Below are 16,506 nucleotides of genomic sequence, written 5' to 3' on the forward strand. Positions count from 1 at the left end.
CTTAGTTTTTGATATAGCCCCTTAGCTTGTGATATAGAGTGTGTAGATTCAAGCGTTTAGCGACCTCATCCGTTATCTGATCCATACTACTATTGCAGTAGTTCCCTTGCGTTCGCGAGGGTATTGCTGGTGATAGTATCGCCACCTAACAGTCTTGCAAGCTCTTGGATACGCTGCTCACGATCGAGCGATTTCATTGTGGTCTCAGTACTGCCTGCCTTATTAAATTTATCGACGAACATGTGTTGATGACCATTGCCCGCAACTTGCGGCAAGTGAGTCACGCACAGTACTTGGGTCGATTCCCCTAAGCTGCGTAACATGCGGCCCACCACTGCTGCGGTGGGGCCGGAAATCCCGACATCCACCTCATCGAAAATCAATGTCGGTGTGGCAACTTTCTTCGCGGTAATCACTTGGATCCCTAGCCCTATCCGTGAGAGCTCACCGCCAGACGCGACTTTCGAAATCGGTTGCAAGGGTTGGCCAGGGTTAGTGGTTACCATAAATTCGATATTGTCACTGCCATTGGCTGACATTTGCTCGGGGTGGAAATTGACTTCGATCGTAAATTTACCCTTAGGCATATTCAGTTCGTGGATTGACTGAGTCACCAGTTTGTCGAGTTCTTTAGCATAGCGGGCACGGCTTTGGCTGAGCTTTTGCGCATTGCTAAGATAAGCGGCTCTACTTGCCTCGACTTGAAGCTGAATTTCTTCAAGTTTACTTTCATCACTGTCTAAGGTGCTTAGCTCAGCCTTTAATGCTAAATGATGCTCGGCCAGTTTATTCGGGCTAACATGATGCTTACGCGCCAGTTGCATGGCTTTTGATAGCCGTTCTTCTAAATAGGCAAAGTGGGTTGGATCGAGTTCAAGCTTACTCAAATAGTGCTGTAATTCGCCTGCACTTTCTTGCACTTGGATTAAGGCATCATTGAGCATAGTGTTGATATTGCTTAATGCAGGATCGTAGCTTTGCAGGTCTTCGGCGAGGGAAATGACTCGATTGAGCAGCGACTCTATGTTGTTCTCTTCGCCTTCAGTGAGTATATCTAAGCTCGCTTGACAGGTATCAATCAACTCAGTGCCATTGGCTAAGCGTTTGTGCTCTTGCTCAATCTCATCGAACTCATCAACTTTAAGATCAAACTCATCGAGTTCTTCTACTTGATATTGCACTAATTGCTTACGGGCAATACGTTCATGCTGGGAGGCTTCGAGTTGCTTTAGATCGGCCTCAATTTGCTTGCAGCGTTGAAAACTGGCGGCAACCGTATCGATAAGCAATCTGTGGTTGGCATAACTGTCGAGCAGGGTGAGTTGATGTTCACTTTTTAACATTGCATGGTGCGCATGTTGACCGTGAATACCGATAAGCAACTGACCCAGTAATTTTAGCTGCGTCAGCGGCACTGGATTACCATTGATGTAGGCGCGTGAACGGCCATCGCTACCAATAGTCCGACGTAGGATGCACTCATCATCGAGTTCAAGATCGTTATCTTCTAACCAACGTTTTGCCAGTGGAATATCATCCAAGGAAAAGCGGGCGCTGACCTCGGTTTTATTGGCTCCGGGGCGAACACTACTGGCATCGGCGCGATTGCCTAGGCATAGGCCTAGCGCATCGATGGCAATCGATTTACCCGCACCGGTTTCACCTGTGATGCTGGTCATACCGGGGCGAAAATCCAGTTCTAAAAAACGGACGATAGCGAAGTTATTAATGCTGAGTTGGCAAAGCATAGTGAATTCCTGTCGAAAAACATACCAAACCACTGTATTGATAAACAGTATATACTGATTTTATATACAGTAAAGTGGCTTGGGTAAATAATCGGCATTATCGGCAGTAAATATTTTTAATTAACTGATTATGCATAGGTTCTTACTAAACTTTCTAAGATAGGTAAACTGAAGAAAGTGACTAAGGTGCCAAATAGAATGCCTTGAGCACTGGTTGAAGCCTGAGTGTTATAACGCTGGGCGAGTAAGTACACGCTAGCCGCGGTGGGCAGTGCGCTCAAGATCACGCCCATGATCAGGTAGTCACCACTTACGCCAAAACGGTTAAGCATAAAGTAGACGAGTGCCGGTTGGATAGCCAGCTTGAAGAGGTTGATAAGGCTCAGTTCGATAAAATTCTTGGGGCTAAATACGCTGCTATCTTTCTGGTAGCGCATCGCTTTGGCGAGTACCATGCCGATAGCAAATAGGGCGCAGGGGCTTGAGGTATTGCCTATTTGCTGGATCATTAGCGCCAGCCCTGACGGCAGTTTTATCTCTAGCGCCGAAATGCCGACGCCAATTAAGCTACCAATAACGATAGGGTTTTTACCGACCGCCATTGCCATTATGATTAAGGCGTGGTGTTGTCTTTGGGTGTTAGTGGCCAGTTCCATCGAGACTAAGGCGACGGCAAACATCAGCACGGATAATAAGCTGGCAATCGCGGCGGCGACTAAGGCACTTTGCTGCTGCGGAAAGAGGATGATGAGCAGTGGAATACCAATAAATGCCGTATTACCAAAGGTGGCATTGAGGGCTCGAATGGCGGCAACTGCATGCTGTTTAGGGTTAGCAATCAGCGAGAATCCAAGGCAGACAAGATAAGTGATCACCATAGCCGTGCTGTAGCCCGCAATAAATCCCCATTGCAAAATCTCACCAATCGGCTGCTGCGCGAGGGCGATAAGCATGATCGCGGGGAACGCAATATAGTACACATACTGGTTTAGCACTTGATCCGTATCGACGGGCAAGAGTTTTAATTTTTGCACTAGTGTGCCGAGCAACATGATCCCGAAGACGGCAAACAGAGGGGTTAAAATGGTCATTTCCCTCACTCATCCTTACGATTAAATTTGAATAAACTCGCCCACCGTCGTCATTTTACTGTCGCTATGATTCTTGGTGGACAGAGTTACAGCACTTGCTTCTTTTTATGTCACTTTAGAGCCAGATTTAGCGCCAGCGCAGTAAAACTCGCCACAAAATAACATACCATTTCAATCTAAGGCTATTGCGCTATGGTCGTATAAGTGAATAATTCAATGTTTAAAACACAATCACTTAGTGAATTTAGCGTTTTAACGTCAATACCCAATATGTGAAATTAGGATATGCAATGAGTGATGATTTAGGCGCTGAACTACAACTTGTCTATCTTTTTGTGCATTTAGTCAATGCGGGCAGTTTTTCGCAGGCGGCGAAGGAGCTTGATATGCCCATTGCCACAGTGAGCCGCAAGTTAGCTAAATTGGAAGAGAAGCTCGATAAACAGCTTTTTATGCGCAGCACCCGCAAGTTGCGACTGACAGAGGAAGGGCTGGCGCTCTTTCAACGCTACCAGAGCGTGGTTGCTCAATTCGATGAGCTGAGTGGGTTAGGCAGCGATAAACCCGAGGGTACCCTGCGCATCGCGGCGCCGATTTCGATTATTTCCATCGTGTTTATTCAAGCATTGAATGAATTTGGCCGCCTGTATCCCGATATCCGTTTACACATTTCCCAGAGCAATGAGTTAGTCGATTTGATCGACAAAGGCATAGATGTGGCGATTGTTGGCGGGGCTCAGCCTGATTCTTCTTGGGTGTCGAGTACCTTAGGCGAGCTCGACTATTGCCTGTTTGCCACACCAGAATATTTGGCTCAGGCGCCTAAACTTGAGCATCCCGATGATCTTGAAGCCCATCAACTGATAAAAGTCTGGCCGTTGTTTAATTGGCATTTAAAGCATCCAAGCGGCGAGTCTTTTTATTTTAATGGCCCGACTAAGCTCACCCTCACGGACTTACACGGAGCGATTCAGGCTACTTTAGGCCATGGCGGGATCTTGTATGGTCCTGAACTATTTGTAAAACAGCAGATTAAAGAGGGGAAACTTAAAGTATTACTGCCGGAATGGATTGGCGAACAGAGGCGAATTTCGATTTTATATCATCAGCGGAGCCAGCAGCCGCTAAAGGTAAGAGTCTTTATTGAGTTTATGCAGTCAAAGGCGCCAGAGTTATTCTCTATGCGTTGATTTAACGAGGGGAACTGATTTTTAGCGTCTTTTAGGTTTTACCGTGTTTTTGCTCATAGTATTTTGAGTTTGTTTTGCATCTTGCAGGCTGGAGCGTGTCGCGGGCAGTATGCCGAGTTCTAAGAAGTATCCCACTAAACGCCGCAGTTCAAATAAAGAACCGATACGCTGTTGATCTTTGATGGTCAGTTTCCAACTGTCGGTTCGTCCTTCGCTATTGGTTAAGATAAATCCTTGATAAACAATCTTTCTCATTGGAATAACTCAATCTTTATTGATGCTATTTATAGCAACTGGATATCTTTGACGGGACTCGTTGGTGAGGGTGTAAAACGATGATCCCTTTCTTATTCTGCATGGATAATAGGTGCTTGAGTAACCCCAAGCACCCCCATCAATTAAGCGACGCTGATACCGATATTTGATACGCCAGCTTCGATAATGTCTTTGCGTAAACCTTTGACCAGTTCTGCGGTGATCTTCGGATTTTCTTCAATAATTTCCAGCAGAGAATTTTGTAATTCTTTCTCTTCTTCCATGACTTCATGGGCGAAAACGAAATCATCTAACGCTTCATCCACCAAATCGACATCGCTGATCGCTTCGATGTAGTTAGCCACTGTGCTGGATGATAATTTGCTGATATTGACTATATCTTCTTCAATTTTGCCTTGAATCGCACCTAGTAAGGTCGATATGGCGACCACAGCATCCATAGCAGGATAGACGCCATAGGCTTCAAAATCAGCAGGATCTGGGGTGTTATCTTCCAGGCGTTGCAGATGCACATCGACATTGAATTTGAGCTTGGAGTCGTACTGGGATTGCCACAATAGTTCTAATGCGGTACTCAACACAGTAGGATCGCCAAACTCACAGACTTCGGAAAACAGTTGATAGTTGGGCAACATACGTTGGCAAAGTGCAGTGGCAAAGAGTTGTTTTTGTGGCAGTGTTAACGCCTTGAGACGTTTAAAGAAGCCCGTTTTTTTGGTCATCTGTTATTTCCGCTGATAGCTGTGATATCACTTGATTTGCCGCAGATTCTACCTTAGTTAACTCATCAAGTAACTCTAGTATTTCGGGTTCGAGATCTTCAACCGATGTTTCACGTTTTAGTGCCGATTCAATTTCTTGGCATAATCTTTGGGTTGTTGGCACGCCGCAGTAGCAGCTCGCACCATGCAGCTTATGGATAGTACTGAGCATGACAGGGTGATCGTTTTGACTTAGCGCCGTTTGAATCGTCGCCACGGTTTGCGGTAATGAGTCGAGCAACATTCTGAGCATATCTAAGGCGAGATCGGCCTTGTGATTGGCTTGGGTTAAGCATAAATCCCAGTTCAGCGTATGCAGGTCAAAATGGGTGAACTTAGGTCGAGTGATCCAGCGATGAATAATATCTTTGAGCGCCGCTTCATCAATAGGTTTAGGTAAATATCCGTCCATACCACTGCCTAAAATCAGTTCGCGTTCTTCGGCAATGGCATGGGCTGTTACGGCAATTATCGGCGTGTTGCGGTTCATCGAGCCTTGGCGAATTTGCTTCGTGGCGCTAATGCCATCTGTGCCAGGCATTTGGATATCCATAAAGATCAAGTCGAAGGTGCGAGTCTTCGCCTGTTTAACTGCCTCATCACCGCTGTTGACGGCAACCACAGTCGTCACTAATTCGCTGAGTAAAGTATCAATCAGTTTTAAGTTGGCAAAGTTATCATCTACCGCTAGCACGGTTAAGGATTGGCGAGCTACCGGTGTGGATATTGTCGCAGGGGCTATGATGTCGTACTCCATCGGTGGATAGAGTAAGTTGCGCGCAAGCTGATGCTCACTGACGGGCAGAGACAAGACCACATCGGCATTCGGGCGAATAAATTGGGTTAAGGCATCCTGTTCTTGACAATCGTATAGCACTATAAGGCAATCTGTTTTGGTCTTCGCTAAGTTTAGTGTACTTACCAGTTGTGCTGAATCGCTAAACCCATGGCAACTCAAGAGAACATAGTCGTATGGCGCTTCAGCCGTGGTGAGCGTAGTCAACAAGCTTGGGATATGCTGATGATGGGTGACTTTTGTATCCCATTGATTCAATTGGCGGCTTAATACTGCGTGGGTGAGTACTCGCGGTTCGTAAAACAGTATGGTTTTGTCTTTGAGTTTTTCGAGCGGCAGTGAGTCACCGATTTGGAATTGACCTAAGCCGAGCGGCAAACTGAACCAGAAGTTTGAGCCTTTTTCTGGGGATGAAGTAAAGCCGATTTGGCCGCCCATTTGATTCACTAAACGCTTAGTGATCACTAAACCTAAGCCGGTGCCACCAAAGCGACGCGAAATCGACGAGTCTGCTTGGCCAAAGGCTTGAAATAAAAAGTCCTGCTGGCTTTCATCGATGCCGATACCTGTGTCGACCACATCACAGCGTAGTACTACTTGTTCATCCGACTGGCTCTGCAGTTCGATTTTGACCATCACGCTGCCAGAGTCAGTGAATTTAATCGCGTTACCAACCAAGTTATTGATGATTTGGCATACGCGCATGGCATCGCCATTGACATTGTCGGGCACGTTGGGGGCGATATCGACGACGAGTTCTAGGCCTTTGGCCTGGGCGCTGCCCGAGATCAAGGTAATCGTATCGCTTATGGTTTCCCTAAGGCCGAAGGGCATGTTTTCTAACACCATTTTACCGGCTTCGAGTTTAGAAAAATCGAGAATGTCGTTGATGATACCCAGCAGGTTAGTGGCGCTGCGTTCTATAGTCTTGATGTAATCCACTTGGCTCGAATGCAATGGTGTTTTGACTAATTGCCGCGCAAAACCGATAACGCCATTGAGCGGCGTACGTAACTCGTGGGACATATTCGCTAAGAATTCAGATTTAATTCGGCTGGCTTCTAGGGCGCGTTTTTTAGCTAAATCCAGCTCGACGTTTTGGATTTCAATCTGCTCTAAGGTTTCCCGCAGATCCGACGTCGCTTGGTCGATATTTTGCTGCATCTCATCATGGTATTCCGACAATGAACCTGCCATGGCATTGATGCCGCGTTTGAGTAAGTCCAGCTCACCAATCAAGTTGCCATCTAAGCGGGCGTCCAATTTACCTTCACGGATTTTAGCGACGACGCGCACCATTTCAGTAATGGGCTGAGTGACGTTTTTCACTAGCCGGAAAGTAAATAGCAGGTTTAACTGCACGCCGATCAACACAATAATAAAGGCGGCGACTGCAGCTCTATGTTGCTCTAACAAGGCACGTTCTTTATTGATTATTATCGAGATATAGCCTAAAAGATGACCATCGTCTGTCTGGATATCGTAATTAGCGGGAGCAGCAATGGGGCCTGTGGCAAAAATGGGCGTCCGTAAAATAAGGCTGTCGTCCACATGTTCAATTTCGGTTTTATGCAGCGTATTGAGGGCTTCTTTGTAGCGCATAATTTCAAAGTCTTTGTGATAGTGGGAGGTCACAAAGAGTTGATTATTGGCATCGAAAATCGCGATGGATTTTACTAAGGTGGATTTGTTGAGCTGTGCCGCCGCGAGTAAGCGTTTGGTCGCCTCGCGATCATTCGCCACTAAGCCGATTTCACTGGCAATCGACAGGGGCTCGATAATATTGCTGCCCTGTTCGACGAGCGTATCTTCGAGCTCATAAAAACGGTTTATGGTAAAGTAGCTGCCCAGAAGGATACCGACCAAGATTGTTGGCGCGAGCGCCAGCACAAGAACCCAAGAACGTAGGCTGTATTTGGTCATGTTGTTGACAGGGTTCATAGCAGCGGCGGTGTTTCCTGTGACAGAGACTAAGATAATTTTATAAGACTGCCAGAAATAGGGCGGTCTTTGCCAGTATTTTATTGATTTAGAGGCCGAAATGGCGCAATTTTTTAAAGCAAAACCAAATAGTTCCAAACAGTTGTCGGCTAAGTTATCTCTGAGCGTAGAACAGCTCGATCACTTAGGTGCTGGTATAGCACAACATCAAGGTAAAGTCGTGTTTATCCCTGGCGCTTTACCCGATGAAACCGTGACGGTACAGCTCACCGAGCAAAAGAAAAATTATGCCCGTGCCAAGTTGATTAAAGTCGATACACCTAGCTCTGAGCGCGTCGAGCCTGAGTGTCCACACTACCACACCTGCGGCGGCTGCGACTTACAGCATATGTCATTATCGGGTCAGCGTGAGCATAAAGAAGCTGCGTTGCTGGATATTATGGCTAAGTTTGCTGGCACTGAAGGCGGTGCTTTATCGCCTGCACTCACGGGGGAAGGTTGGCATTATCGTCGCCGCGCCCGTCTTGCAACTTTATTTGATAAAAATACCAAGCACTTAAGTTTAGGCTTTCGCGCCGCCAGTAGCAGTAATGTGGTGCCAATCAGTCAGTGTCTGGTGTTAGCTAAGCCGTTATCGGACTTGATCGTCCCCTTTGCTAAGTTGCTGAACCAATTGTCGGCTAAAGCCAGCTTAGGCCATCTTGAGTTGATTGCCGCCGATAATGGTCACTTCGCTGTGCTGCGTATCACTAAGGCGCTAAACGATAAAGATCTCGCTAAGCTGTCTGCCTTTGCTGAGCAGCATCAGATCCATATTTGTCTGCAGGACAACGAAGGGCAATTCCAAGGCGTTGGCGCTGAGTTAGTGTTACCGGTTTATCAGCTGTTAGATGACAAAGCTGAGTCGGATGCGGTGAGTTTAAGCTTCACCCCAGGTAACTTTGTGCAAGTGAACGGACAGATTAACAAGGCCATGGTCGCTCAAGCGATGGATTGGTTAGCGCCAGCGCCAGATGAGCGCATTTTGGATTTGTTCTGCGGCATGGGTAATTTCAGTTTGCCCTTAGCGAAAATGGGCGCGGATGTGATTGGCGTCGAAGGGGTTGCCGAAATGGTGACTCAGGCACGGGTGAACGCGAAAGCTAACAATCTGGATAAACTGACCTTTTACCACGGCGATTTAAGTGCGGATTTATCCCTTGAGCCTTGGATGGGCAAGATTGATAAATTACTGCTCGATCCCGCTCGTGCGGGGGCATTTGAAAGCTTGCAATGGCTAAAGAAAATGAAGCCGCGCAAAGTCGTGTATGTTTCGTGTAATCCTGCGAGCTTGGCTCGCGATAGCGCTGTACTGTTAGAGCGCGGTTACCGATTACAGCAATTGGGACTTATCGACATGTTCCCACAAACACACCATATCGAAGCCATGGCCCTGTTTGAATTAACCAAGTAATTTGCGCTGGCAAAGTAAGCAAAGCGTTTGAATAACGTAAAAAATGTGATTATTACGTCGGTTGGGTTTGACAAGTTCGCGCCAATGCTGAAGATAGGAGAGCTGAAGTGGTGCCCACTTTCTCTCTGAGCACGGATAAGGAAATAAATTAGATGGTCTCTGTTCGCGAAGCGCACTTTAATGATCCCGATTTTCACTTAGAAGATTGGGTAGCTCGCTATGTTGGTCATGCCGATGAAGCGCAGATGCTGCTCTCTTTGATAGGGCAGATTGACGCCTTACCAGCCAAGAGTCCTGCGGCGAAGAGAGAACTGCTCGAACGTGCTCGAGAGATGATTGAAATCCTCGCACCGCTAAACATGGACATTGAAACCCTGCAGGCGGCAATTTTGTTTGTGGTGCTCGATGCTGGGTTACTGACTGAAGAAGCCATCCAAGAGAAATTTGGTGAGCCGCTGGCGCGTTTAGTGGCGAGTGTCGTGACCATGAACGCCATCGGCGCCTTGAAAATCAATCCTAATAGCCGCTCAACCGAGCCGCAAATCGACAATATCCGCCGCATGTTATTGGCTATGGTTGAAGATGTGCGCGCCGTGGTGATTAAGCTTGCCGAGCGTGTGTGTTTGCTACGGGCGGTGAAAAATGCCGACGAAGAAACTCGCGTGCTGCTGGCCCGTGAAATTGCCGATATTTATGCGCCGCTGGCTAACCGTTTAGGGATTGGACAATTGAAGTGGGAGCTGGAAGATATTTCTTTCCGCTATCTGCATCCTGATACCTATAAAGACATTGCTAAGCAATTAGATGGCAAACGGCTGGATCGTGAAGTCTTTATCGACAAGTTTGTCAGTCAGTTGCAACAAAGATTAGATGAAGATCAAATTCGCGCTAAGGTCTACGGCCGGCCGAAACATATCTACAGTATTTGGCGCAAGATGAAGGGCAAACACCTCAAATTTGATGAGTTGTTTGACGTGCGCGCCGTGCGTATCGTGACTGAGCGTTTGCAGGATTGTTATGGCGCGTTAGGTGTGGTGCATACGCTTTGGCACCATATTCCACGGGAATTTGACGACTATGTCGCTAACCCTAAGCCTAACGGGTATCAATCGATTCATACCGTGGTGGTGGGGCCTGAGGGCAAAACCGTTGAAATTCAAATTCGTACCCAAGACATGCATGAAGATGCAGAGCTGGGTGTGGCCGCGCACTGGAAATACAAAGAAGGCAATCATTCCGGTAAGCAAAGCGGCTACGAAGAAAAAATTAACTGGCTGCGTAAAATTCTGCAATGGCAGGAAGACGTGGTCGAAAGTGGCAACTTGGTCGAAGAAGTGCGCAGCCAAGTGTTTGAAGACAGAGTCTATGTGTTCACTCCAAGCGGTGAAGTCGTCGACTTGCCACTGGGCTCAACCGTGCTCGACTTTGCCTATTACATTCACTCCCAAGTGGGACATAAATGTATTGGTGCTAAGGTCGATGGCCGTATTGTGCCGTTCACCTATCAGGTTGAAACGGGCGAGCGTATCGAGATCATCACCTCGAAACAGCCCAACCCTAAGCGTGACTGGCTTAACCCTAACTTAGGTTATATCCGTACCTCGCGGGCGCGTTCGAAAATTCAGCATTGGTTTAAGCAGCAGGACAGAGACAAGAATATTGTCGCCGGCAAAGAAATGCTCGAATCTGAATTGGCGCGGGTGAGCCTTAAAATTAAAGACGCGGCCATCGCGGTCGAGCGCTTTAATATGGCAAGCATGGATGACTTACTGGCGGCGATTGGCGGCGGTGATGTGCGTCTGCATCAAGTGGTTAACCATATTCAAAGCCGTCTGCGACTCGACGAAGTGTCAGAAGAAGATGCGGTCGAAGAATTAGTTAAGAAAGGCCAACACAAACCGACCTCAAGTGGCCGTGGTCAGGTTGAAGTCAACGGTGTGGGTAACTTGCTTAACCATATCGCCCGTTGTTGCCAGCCCGTTCCCGGTGATGAAATCTTAGGTTTTATCACGAAAGGCCGTGGCATTTCTGTGCATCGCGCTGATTGTGAACAAGTTAAAGAGTTAATGCGGGTTCACCCAGAGCGCGGTGTCGATGTGGTCTGGGGCGAAAATTACTCCGGCGGTTATCGAATGCGTTTACGGGTATTAGCCCACGATCGCAGTGGTTTATTGCGCGACTTAACCTCAGTGCTGGCTGCTGAAAAATCCAATGTACTGGCCATGAGTTCGTCATCGGACACTAAAAATCAGACAGCCGCGATTGAGTTGGAACTGGAGCTTTATAACCTCGATGGTTTATCGCGAGTGTTATCTAAACTGACCCAAGTCGATAGTGTGATCGAGGCAAGACGACTTTAAGACTAGCAACGCCTTTCGAAGCGAGCGATATCTAGAAGTCATCTAGAAGCAAGAGATAAAGGATTGGGGCGGTAGGGAGTGTTCATCGTTCTGAGCCATGGTTTGCGATGGCATTTGCTCCCCGACGCGTAGTCACTCCGTCCTTGGATGCTCGACCGCCACGTCCATGGGGCGGACGGTCGTCTCGCAAATCACCATGGCTCACCTTTCAAGTATTAGTGTAACCCGTAGGTTCAAAAACTAAGTCATAAGTATTCTGTTAAATTGTTCAACCTGATTAGACTTGAGCGAAGTCATTCGATTGAACATAAGAAACTTTTGGATATTTTCGTGTTACTACGAGATGGAGAGCCCTCTCTTTCAGATAACTTTTTCTACTCCAAACCACGCGAGTCGCCTACAAATAGCAGATCAAATTCACTAACCCACTACAATTACGAACTAAGAGTTTCAGGCTGGCATAAGGACATTGTCTTTTCTAACCAGTTTAAAAACTCCAATTCATTGCTTCCCAGTCTTTCTGTGTGGCTGAGCAGTACATAACGATGTCCAGATTGAGTAAATCCAAATGGAGCCACCAGTCTCCCGTTTTTCAAGTCATCGATTATCAGAGGATATGACCCTATAGCAGCCCCTAAACCGTCAACTGCCGCCTGTAAGCAGAAATAAAAATGCTCAAAGGATTTAGACTTATTGATATTAAAGGCATGTGTTGAACGTGATGACCAATCTGACCATGCAGAAGGTCTCGTTTCACTATGAAGCAAAACGATATCATCTAAGTTGTGCTGAGCTTTGTTCCAATATTCAGGCGAAAAAACAGGGCCAACCCACTCATTGACTAAGTTGTGTGTCGTATATTCTGGGCTAATATCGAAGTCATCACGCCGGATGGCTAAAGATAATCCTGTTTCACATAAATCCACAGGCCCTCCTGCTGTTGATAGTCGAACATCAATACCCGTAAGCTGGAAAAAACTGGCCAGCCGAGGCATCAGCCAGCGCATAGTTAATGTGGGCTCACAGGAAACTTCAAGATGCTTATTGCTTTCCCTCGTTAGCTTCTTAACTCCATTATCTAGAGCATTAAACGCAATATCAGTGTACAGCTTGAGTAGCTCACCTTCTTGCGTGAGACACATTCCTCTACCTTGTTTGTAAAACAGTAACTTCGACAAATGGCTCTCTAGCAATTTAATTTGCTTACTCACTGCTCCGTGAGTGATATGAAGTCTTTCTGCTGCCTTACTGTAACTCGATGACTCTGCCGTAATATGAAATACATAGAATGCTTTTAAATGTCTCATCTGTGACTTTTTCTCACATTTAGGATGCCTTTTTTTCGATTATAACTTACCAATAAATCTATACAATTATTTTAAAATCATGAACAGTTAGGATAGAAAATGGAGTTAATAAGTTTTGCAGTATTTGGGCTTTTAATCGTAGTAAGCCCTGGTGCTGACTTTGTTTTAGTATTTAAAAACAGTGCAATTTTTGGCAGAAAAGCGGGCATATTAACGGCTCTTGGGATAGGGATTGGTGTTTGTGTGCATATTACCTATTCAGTGATAGGGATTAGTCACTTAGTTTCTCAGAATGCGGTTTTATTTAGCATAGTGAAGTACATTGGTGCGGCGTATTTAATTTATCTCGGTGTAACAGGGTTAGTCAGTTCTAAGTTGAAATTAGACTATGAAAACTCAACAGACCAACCCACACATACTCGAAAGTACATATTTCAAGGTTTTTTGTGTAATGTATTGAATCCTAAAACAATGCTTTTCTTTCTAAGCGTCTTTAGCCAACTAATCTCAGCCAATAATGAAGGTATGTCTTTCGTTATTAGCTATGGCGTTTACATTGCACTTCTACATATGGCTTGGTTTTGTATAGTCGCTTACCTAGTCACATCTGTACAAGCGAGTCACATAATTCAAAAGTTTGGTCATAGAATTAATCAGGCGTGTGGTTTGGGTCTAATTGCTTTTGGTGCAACATTATCAATAAAAGCCTAAATTCCAACTCTCACATAATAAGTAAGTATTGTACTGGTACGCTAAATTTAGTCACTTAGATAGAGGTGTAATCTGTCTTTACTTCCATATTTTTGGAATGACTAAATGTAAGTCAAATTATCCTCTGCGCACTGAGTGATTAATCGGTCATAGCTCACAATGATGCAATAGCTTTTTAGCTAAACGAGCAGCGAGAGGGTTAGTTAAGATTGGCATTGTTGCACCAGTGACCTACTAAAACATGTTTTAGTAGAGCCCTCAGGGATGCTTCTTTTAAAATAAATAGGCGGCGAGTCACTGGGGCACAATGACAATAAATATCGCGCAACAGGTAATACAACGAGCTTTGGGAAAATATGTGTAATCGGCTATTACAAGCCGGCTCTAGGAGAACTAACTCGAAAACATATTGCTGTTCCTGCTTTCCTGCTTTTCCCTATCCCGAGTACTGGTTAATCAACAACGCCATGCTAGTTGATCATGAATATGGCTCATGTTGTATGTGAAATAAAACCGTTTTTGTTCATGTGCCGAACCACGTATAAATGACTCCAAGCGAAATATTAGACAAGCTTGAAGTTGCACCCTAGCTAAGCCATTAGAACTTAAGTCATTGGCACTTAAGTTAAATAGAACCTCAGACAGAACACTAATAATGTCTATCAGAGTCGGGTCTAGAAGCTAGAAGCGCAGGGCATAAACTCAGGTTTGAAATCAGACAACGGGATACTGGATCACTATGAATAAGCATTTTACATTTACGATTAACAGCATTTGTCTTGATGAAAATTATCATCCCTCAGACAAGACGCGTATCACGACCAACTTTGCTAATTTGGCCAGAGGTAGTCATCGCCAAGCGAACTTACGCAACGCGTTAAAGATGATTGACAACAGTTTTAATGCCTTAGCGCATTGGGATAACCCCAAAGGTGATCGTTATACTGTCGAACTCGAAATTATCTCCGTTAATTTGGATATTGACGGCAGCGGTCAAACCTTCCCATCGATTGAAGTTTTGAAAACCAATATTGTTGATCATAAAACCAATAAACGTATTGAAGGTATTGTCGGCAATAACTTTTCATCTTACGTACGCGATTATGACTTTAGCGTGTTACTGGCAGAACATAATAAGGGCCAAGCCAAATTTAGTATTCCAGATGATTTTGGTGGTCTACATGGCAAGCTATTTCAGTCTTTTGTTAATTCTGATGCTTATAAACAGAATTTTAATAAGCCACCGGTTATCTGTCTCAGTGTGTCGGATAATAAAACCTACCATAGAATTGAGAATCAGCATCCCGTATTAGGGGTTGAATATCAGCCAAATGAATCGTCTTTAACTGAGCAATATTTCAAAAAAATGGGCTTACAGGTGCGCTATTTTATGCCACCAAATAGTGTGGCGCCGTTAGCTTTTTATTTCGTTGGTGATTTACTGAATGATTACACTCATCTTGAGTTGATAAGCACCATCAGCACTATGGGAACTTTTCAAAAAATCTATCGCCCTGAGATTTATAATGCCAATGCTGTTGCAGGGAAATGCTATCAACCTAATTTGAAAAATCTGGATCATTCACTGACTCAAATTGTTTATGACCGAGCAGAACGTAGCCAATTGGCGAATGAGCAAGGCAAATTTGCAGCGGAGCACTTTATCAAACCCTATCAAACGTTTTTTGAACAATGGTCTGCTAATTACCTTTAGTCGCTCTGCGCTTAATCGTCACGCTCAATAATTAACCCAATACGGCATCATTATCATGACAACACGACTTAATAAAACATCGCTTAACCAGACCCTGATTAACAACAGACTGTTACCGACTTCAACTGCGGGCAGTTTGCCTAAACCTTTATGGCTTGCAGAGCCTGAAACACTTTGGTCTCCATGGAAATTGCAAGGAGAGGAATTAATTACCGGTAAACACGATGCACTGCGTTTGTCATTACAGGATCAACAGCTAGCGGGGATTGATATTGTCAGTGATGGCGAGCAAACGCGGCAACATTTTGTCACTACCTTTATTGAGCACCTCAACGGCGTTGATTTTTCAAAACGTAAAATCGTTAAAATTCGTGATCGCTATGATGCAAGCGTGCCCACGGTTGTCGGCCCAGTGAGCCGCCAAAAGTCGGTGTTTGTTGAAGATGCCAAATTTTTACGCAAGCAAACTACGCAACCGATTAAATGGGCGCTGCCTGGCCCAATGACCATGATAGATACGCTTTATGATGACCATTATAAAAGCCGCGAAAAGCTCGCGTGGGAATTTGCCATAATTCTTAATGAGGAAGCCAAAGAATTAGAGGCGGCGGGTGTTGATATTATCCAATTTGATGAGCCTGCCTTTAATGTGTTTTTTGATGAGGTAAACGAGTGGGGCATTGCGTGTTTAGAAAGAGCCATTGAAGGGCTTAAATGCGAAACGGCGGTACACATTTGTTATGGTTATGGCATCAAAGCCAATACAGATTGGAAAAAAACCTTGGGCTCAGAGTGGCGCCAATATGAAGAAGTGTTTCCTAAACTGCAAAAGTCTAATATCGATATTATCTCGCTAGAATGTCACAACTCCCATGTGCCAATGGAGCTACTTGAGCTCATTCGCGGTAAAAAAGTCATGGTCGGCGCGATTGATGTCGCCACCGACACGATTGAAACCGCTGAGGAAGTGGCTGACACCCTACGAAAAGCCCTTAAATTTGTCGATGCCGACAAGCTCTATCCTTGTACCAATTGCGGCATGACGCCTTTATCCCATCAAGTCGCTAGAGGCAAACTCAACGCCTTAAGTGCGGGCGCAGAGATCGTCAGAAAAGAGCTCTTGGCATTAAGATAAGACGGTTGCTGTCTTTTTTACAG

At 45.4% G+C, this 16,506-nt stretch carries 12 protein-coding genes; 6 read left to right on the forward strand and 6 right to left on the reverse strand.

All coding sequences use genetic code 11. The features are described from left to right. Positions 1 to 89 precede the first annotated feature (89 nt). Positions 90 to 1,748, reverse strand: a complete 1,659-nt coding sequence (gene recN / locus L5M18_RS00735; protein ID WP_198572911.1) for a DNA repair protein RecN — start codon at positions 1,746 to 1,748, stop codon at positions 90 to 92. Between the two features lie 128 nt (positions 1,749 to 1,876). After that, positions 1,877 to 2,839, reverse strand: a complete 963-nt coding sequence (locus L5M18_RS00740) for an AEC family transporter (protein ID WP_219254110.1) — start codon at positions 2,837 to 2,839, stop codon at positions 1,877 to 1,879. Positions 2,840 to 3,129: 290 nt separating this feature from the next. On the opposite strand from L5M18_RS00740, the gene lldR reads away from it, so the two are divergent. Next, positions 3,130 to 4,029, forward strand: coding sequence for a LysR family transcriptional regulator LldR (gene lldR, locus L5M18_RS00745; protein WP_105251752.1), 900 nt, complete (start codon positions 3,130 to 3,132; stop codon positions 4,027 to 4,029). Between the two features lie 21 nt (positions 4,030 to 4,050). On the opposite strand, the gene L5M18_RS00750 is transcribed toward lldR, so the two are convergent. The 3 genes from L5M18_RS00750 to barA form a co-directional block, all read right to left on the reverse strand. Next, positions 4,051 to 4,284 (reverse strand): DUF3319 domain-containing protein, encoded by a 234-nt coding sequence (locus L5M18_RS00750; protein WP_131523583.1) that lies wholly within the window; start codon positions 4,282 to 4,284, stop codon positions 4,051 to 4,053. Positions 4,285 to 4,427: 143 nt separating this feature from the next. Then, entirely contained in the window at positions 4,428 to 5,027 is a 600-nt protein-coding gene (locus tag L5M18_RS00755; protein WP_028761381.1) for a YjaG family protein, read from the reverse strand. Beyond that, a complete protein-coding gene (gene barA / locus L5M18_RS00760; RefSeq protein WP_105251754.1) occupies positions 5,002 to 7,803 on the reverse strand; it encodes a two-component sensor histidine kinase BarA in 2,802 nt (933 codons plus the stop codon). Before barA ends, L5M18_RS00755 begins: the two co-directional genes overlap by 26 nt. A 100-nt stretch (positions 7,804 to 7,903) precedes the next feature. Here barA and rlmD point away from each other — a divergent pair, with 100 nt between their 5' ends. Next, entirely contained in the window at positions 7,904 to 9,256 is a 1,353-nt protein-coding gene (gene rlmD, locus L5M18_RS00765; RefSeq protein ID WP_263195710.1) for a 23S rRNA (uracil(1939)-C(5))-methyltransferase RlmD, read from the forward strand. Positions 9,257 to 9,408: 152 nt separating this feature from the next. Then, a complete protein-coding gene (gene relA, locus L5M18_RS00770; RefSeq protein WP_028761378.1) occupies positions 9,409 to 11,616 on the forward strand; it encodes a GTP diphosphokinase in 2,208 nt (735 codons plus the stop codon). Positions 11,617 to 12,050: 434 nt separating this feature from the next. Here the strand turns inward: relA and L5M18_RS00775 are convergent, their stop codons facing one another. Further along, positions 12,051 to 12,923 carry a LysR family transcriptional regulator gene (locus L5M18_RS00775; RefSeq protein WP_198572906.1) on the reverse strand — a complete coding sequence of 291 codons (873 nt, stop codon included), beginning with the start codon at positions 12,921 to 12,923 and terminating at the stop codon, positions 12,051 to 12,053. Positions 12,924 to 13,022: 99 nt separating this feature from the next. Between L5M18_RS00775 and L5M18_RS00780 the strand changes: the two genes are divergently transcribed. The 3 genes from L5M18_RS00780 (at position 13,023) to L5M18_RS00790 (ending at position 16,483) form a co-directional block, all read left to right on the forward strand. Continuing rightward, positions 13,023 to 13,634, forward strand: coding sequence for a LysE family translocator (locus L5M18_RS00780; protein WP_198572905.1), 612 nt, complete (start codon positions 13,023 to 13,025; stop codon positions 13,632 to 13,634). A 739-nt stretch (positions 13,635 to 14,373) separates the two neighbouring features. Continuing rightward, positions 14,374 to 15,348 carry a DUF1852 domain-containing protein gene (locus tag L5M18_RS00785; RefSeq protein WP_173243483.1) on the forward strand — a complete coding sequence of 325 codons (975 nt, stop codon included), beginning with the start codon at positions 14,374 to 14,376 and terminating at the stop codon, positions 15,346 to 15,348. A 55-nt stretch (positions 15,349 to 15,403) separates the two neighbouring features. Then, complete coding sequence (locus L5M18_RS00790; protein ID WP_263195711.1) at positions 15,404 to 16,483, forward strand: methionine synthase; 1,080 nt, start codon at positions 15,404 to 15,406, stop codon at positions 16,481 to 16,483. The last annotated feature ends 23 nt before the right edge of the window (positions 16,484 to 16,506 follow it).

The organism is Shewanella sp. SM20, assembly GCF_025654545.1.
GTDB classification, from domain to species: domain Bacteria; phylum Pseudomonadota; class Gammaproteobacteria; order Enterobacterales; family Shewanellaceae; genus Shewanella; species Shewanella oncorhynchi.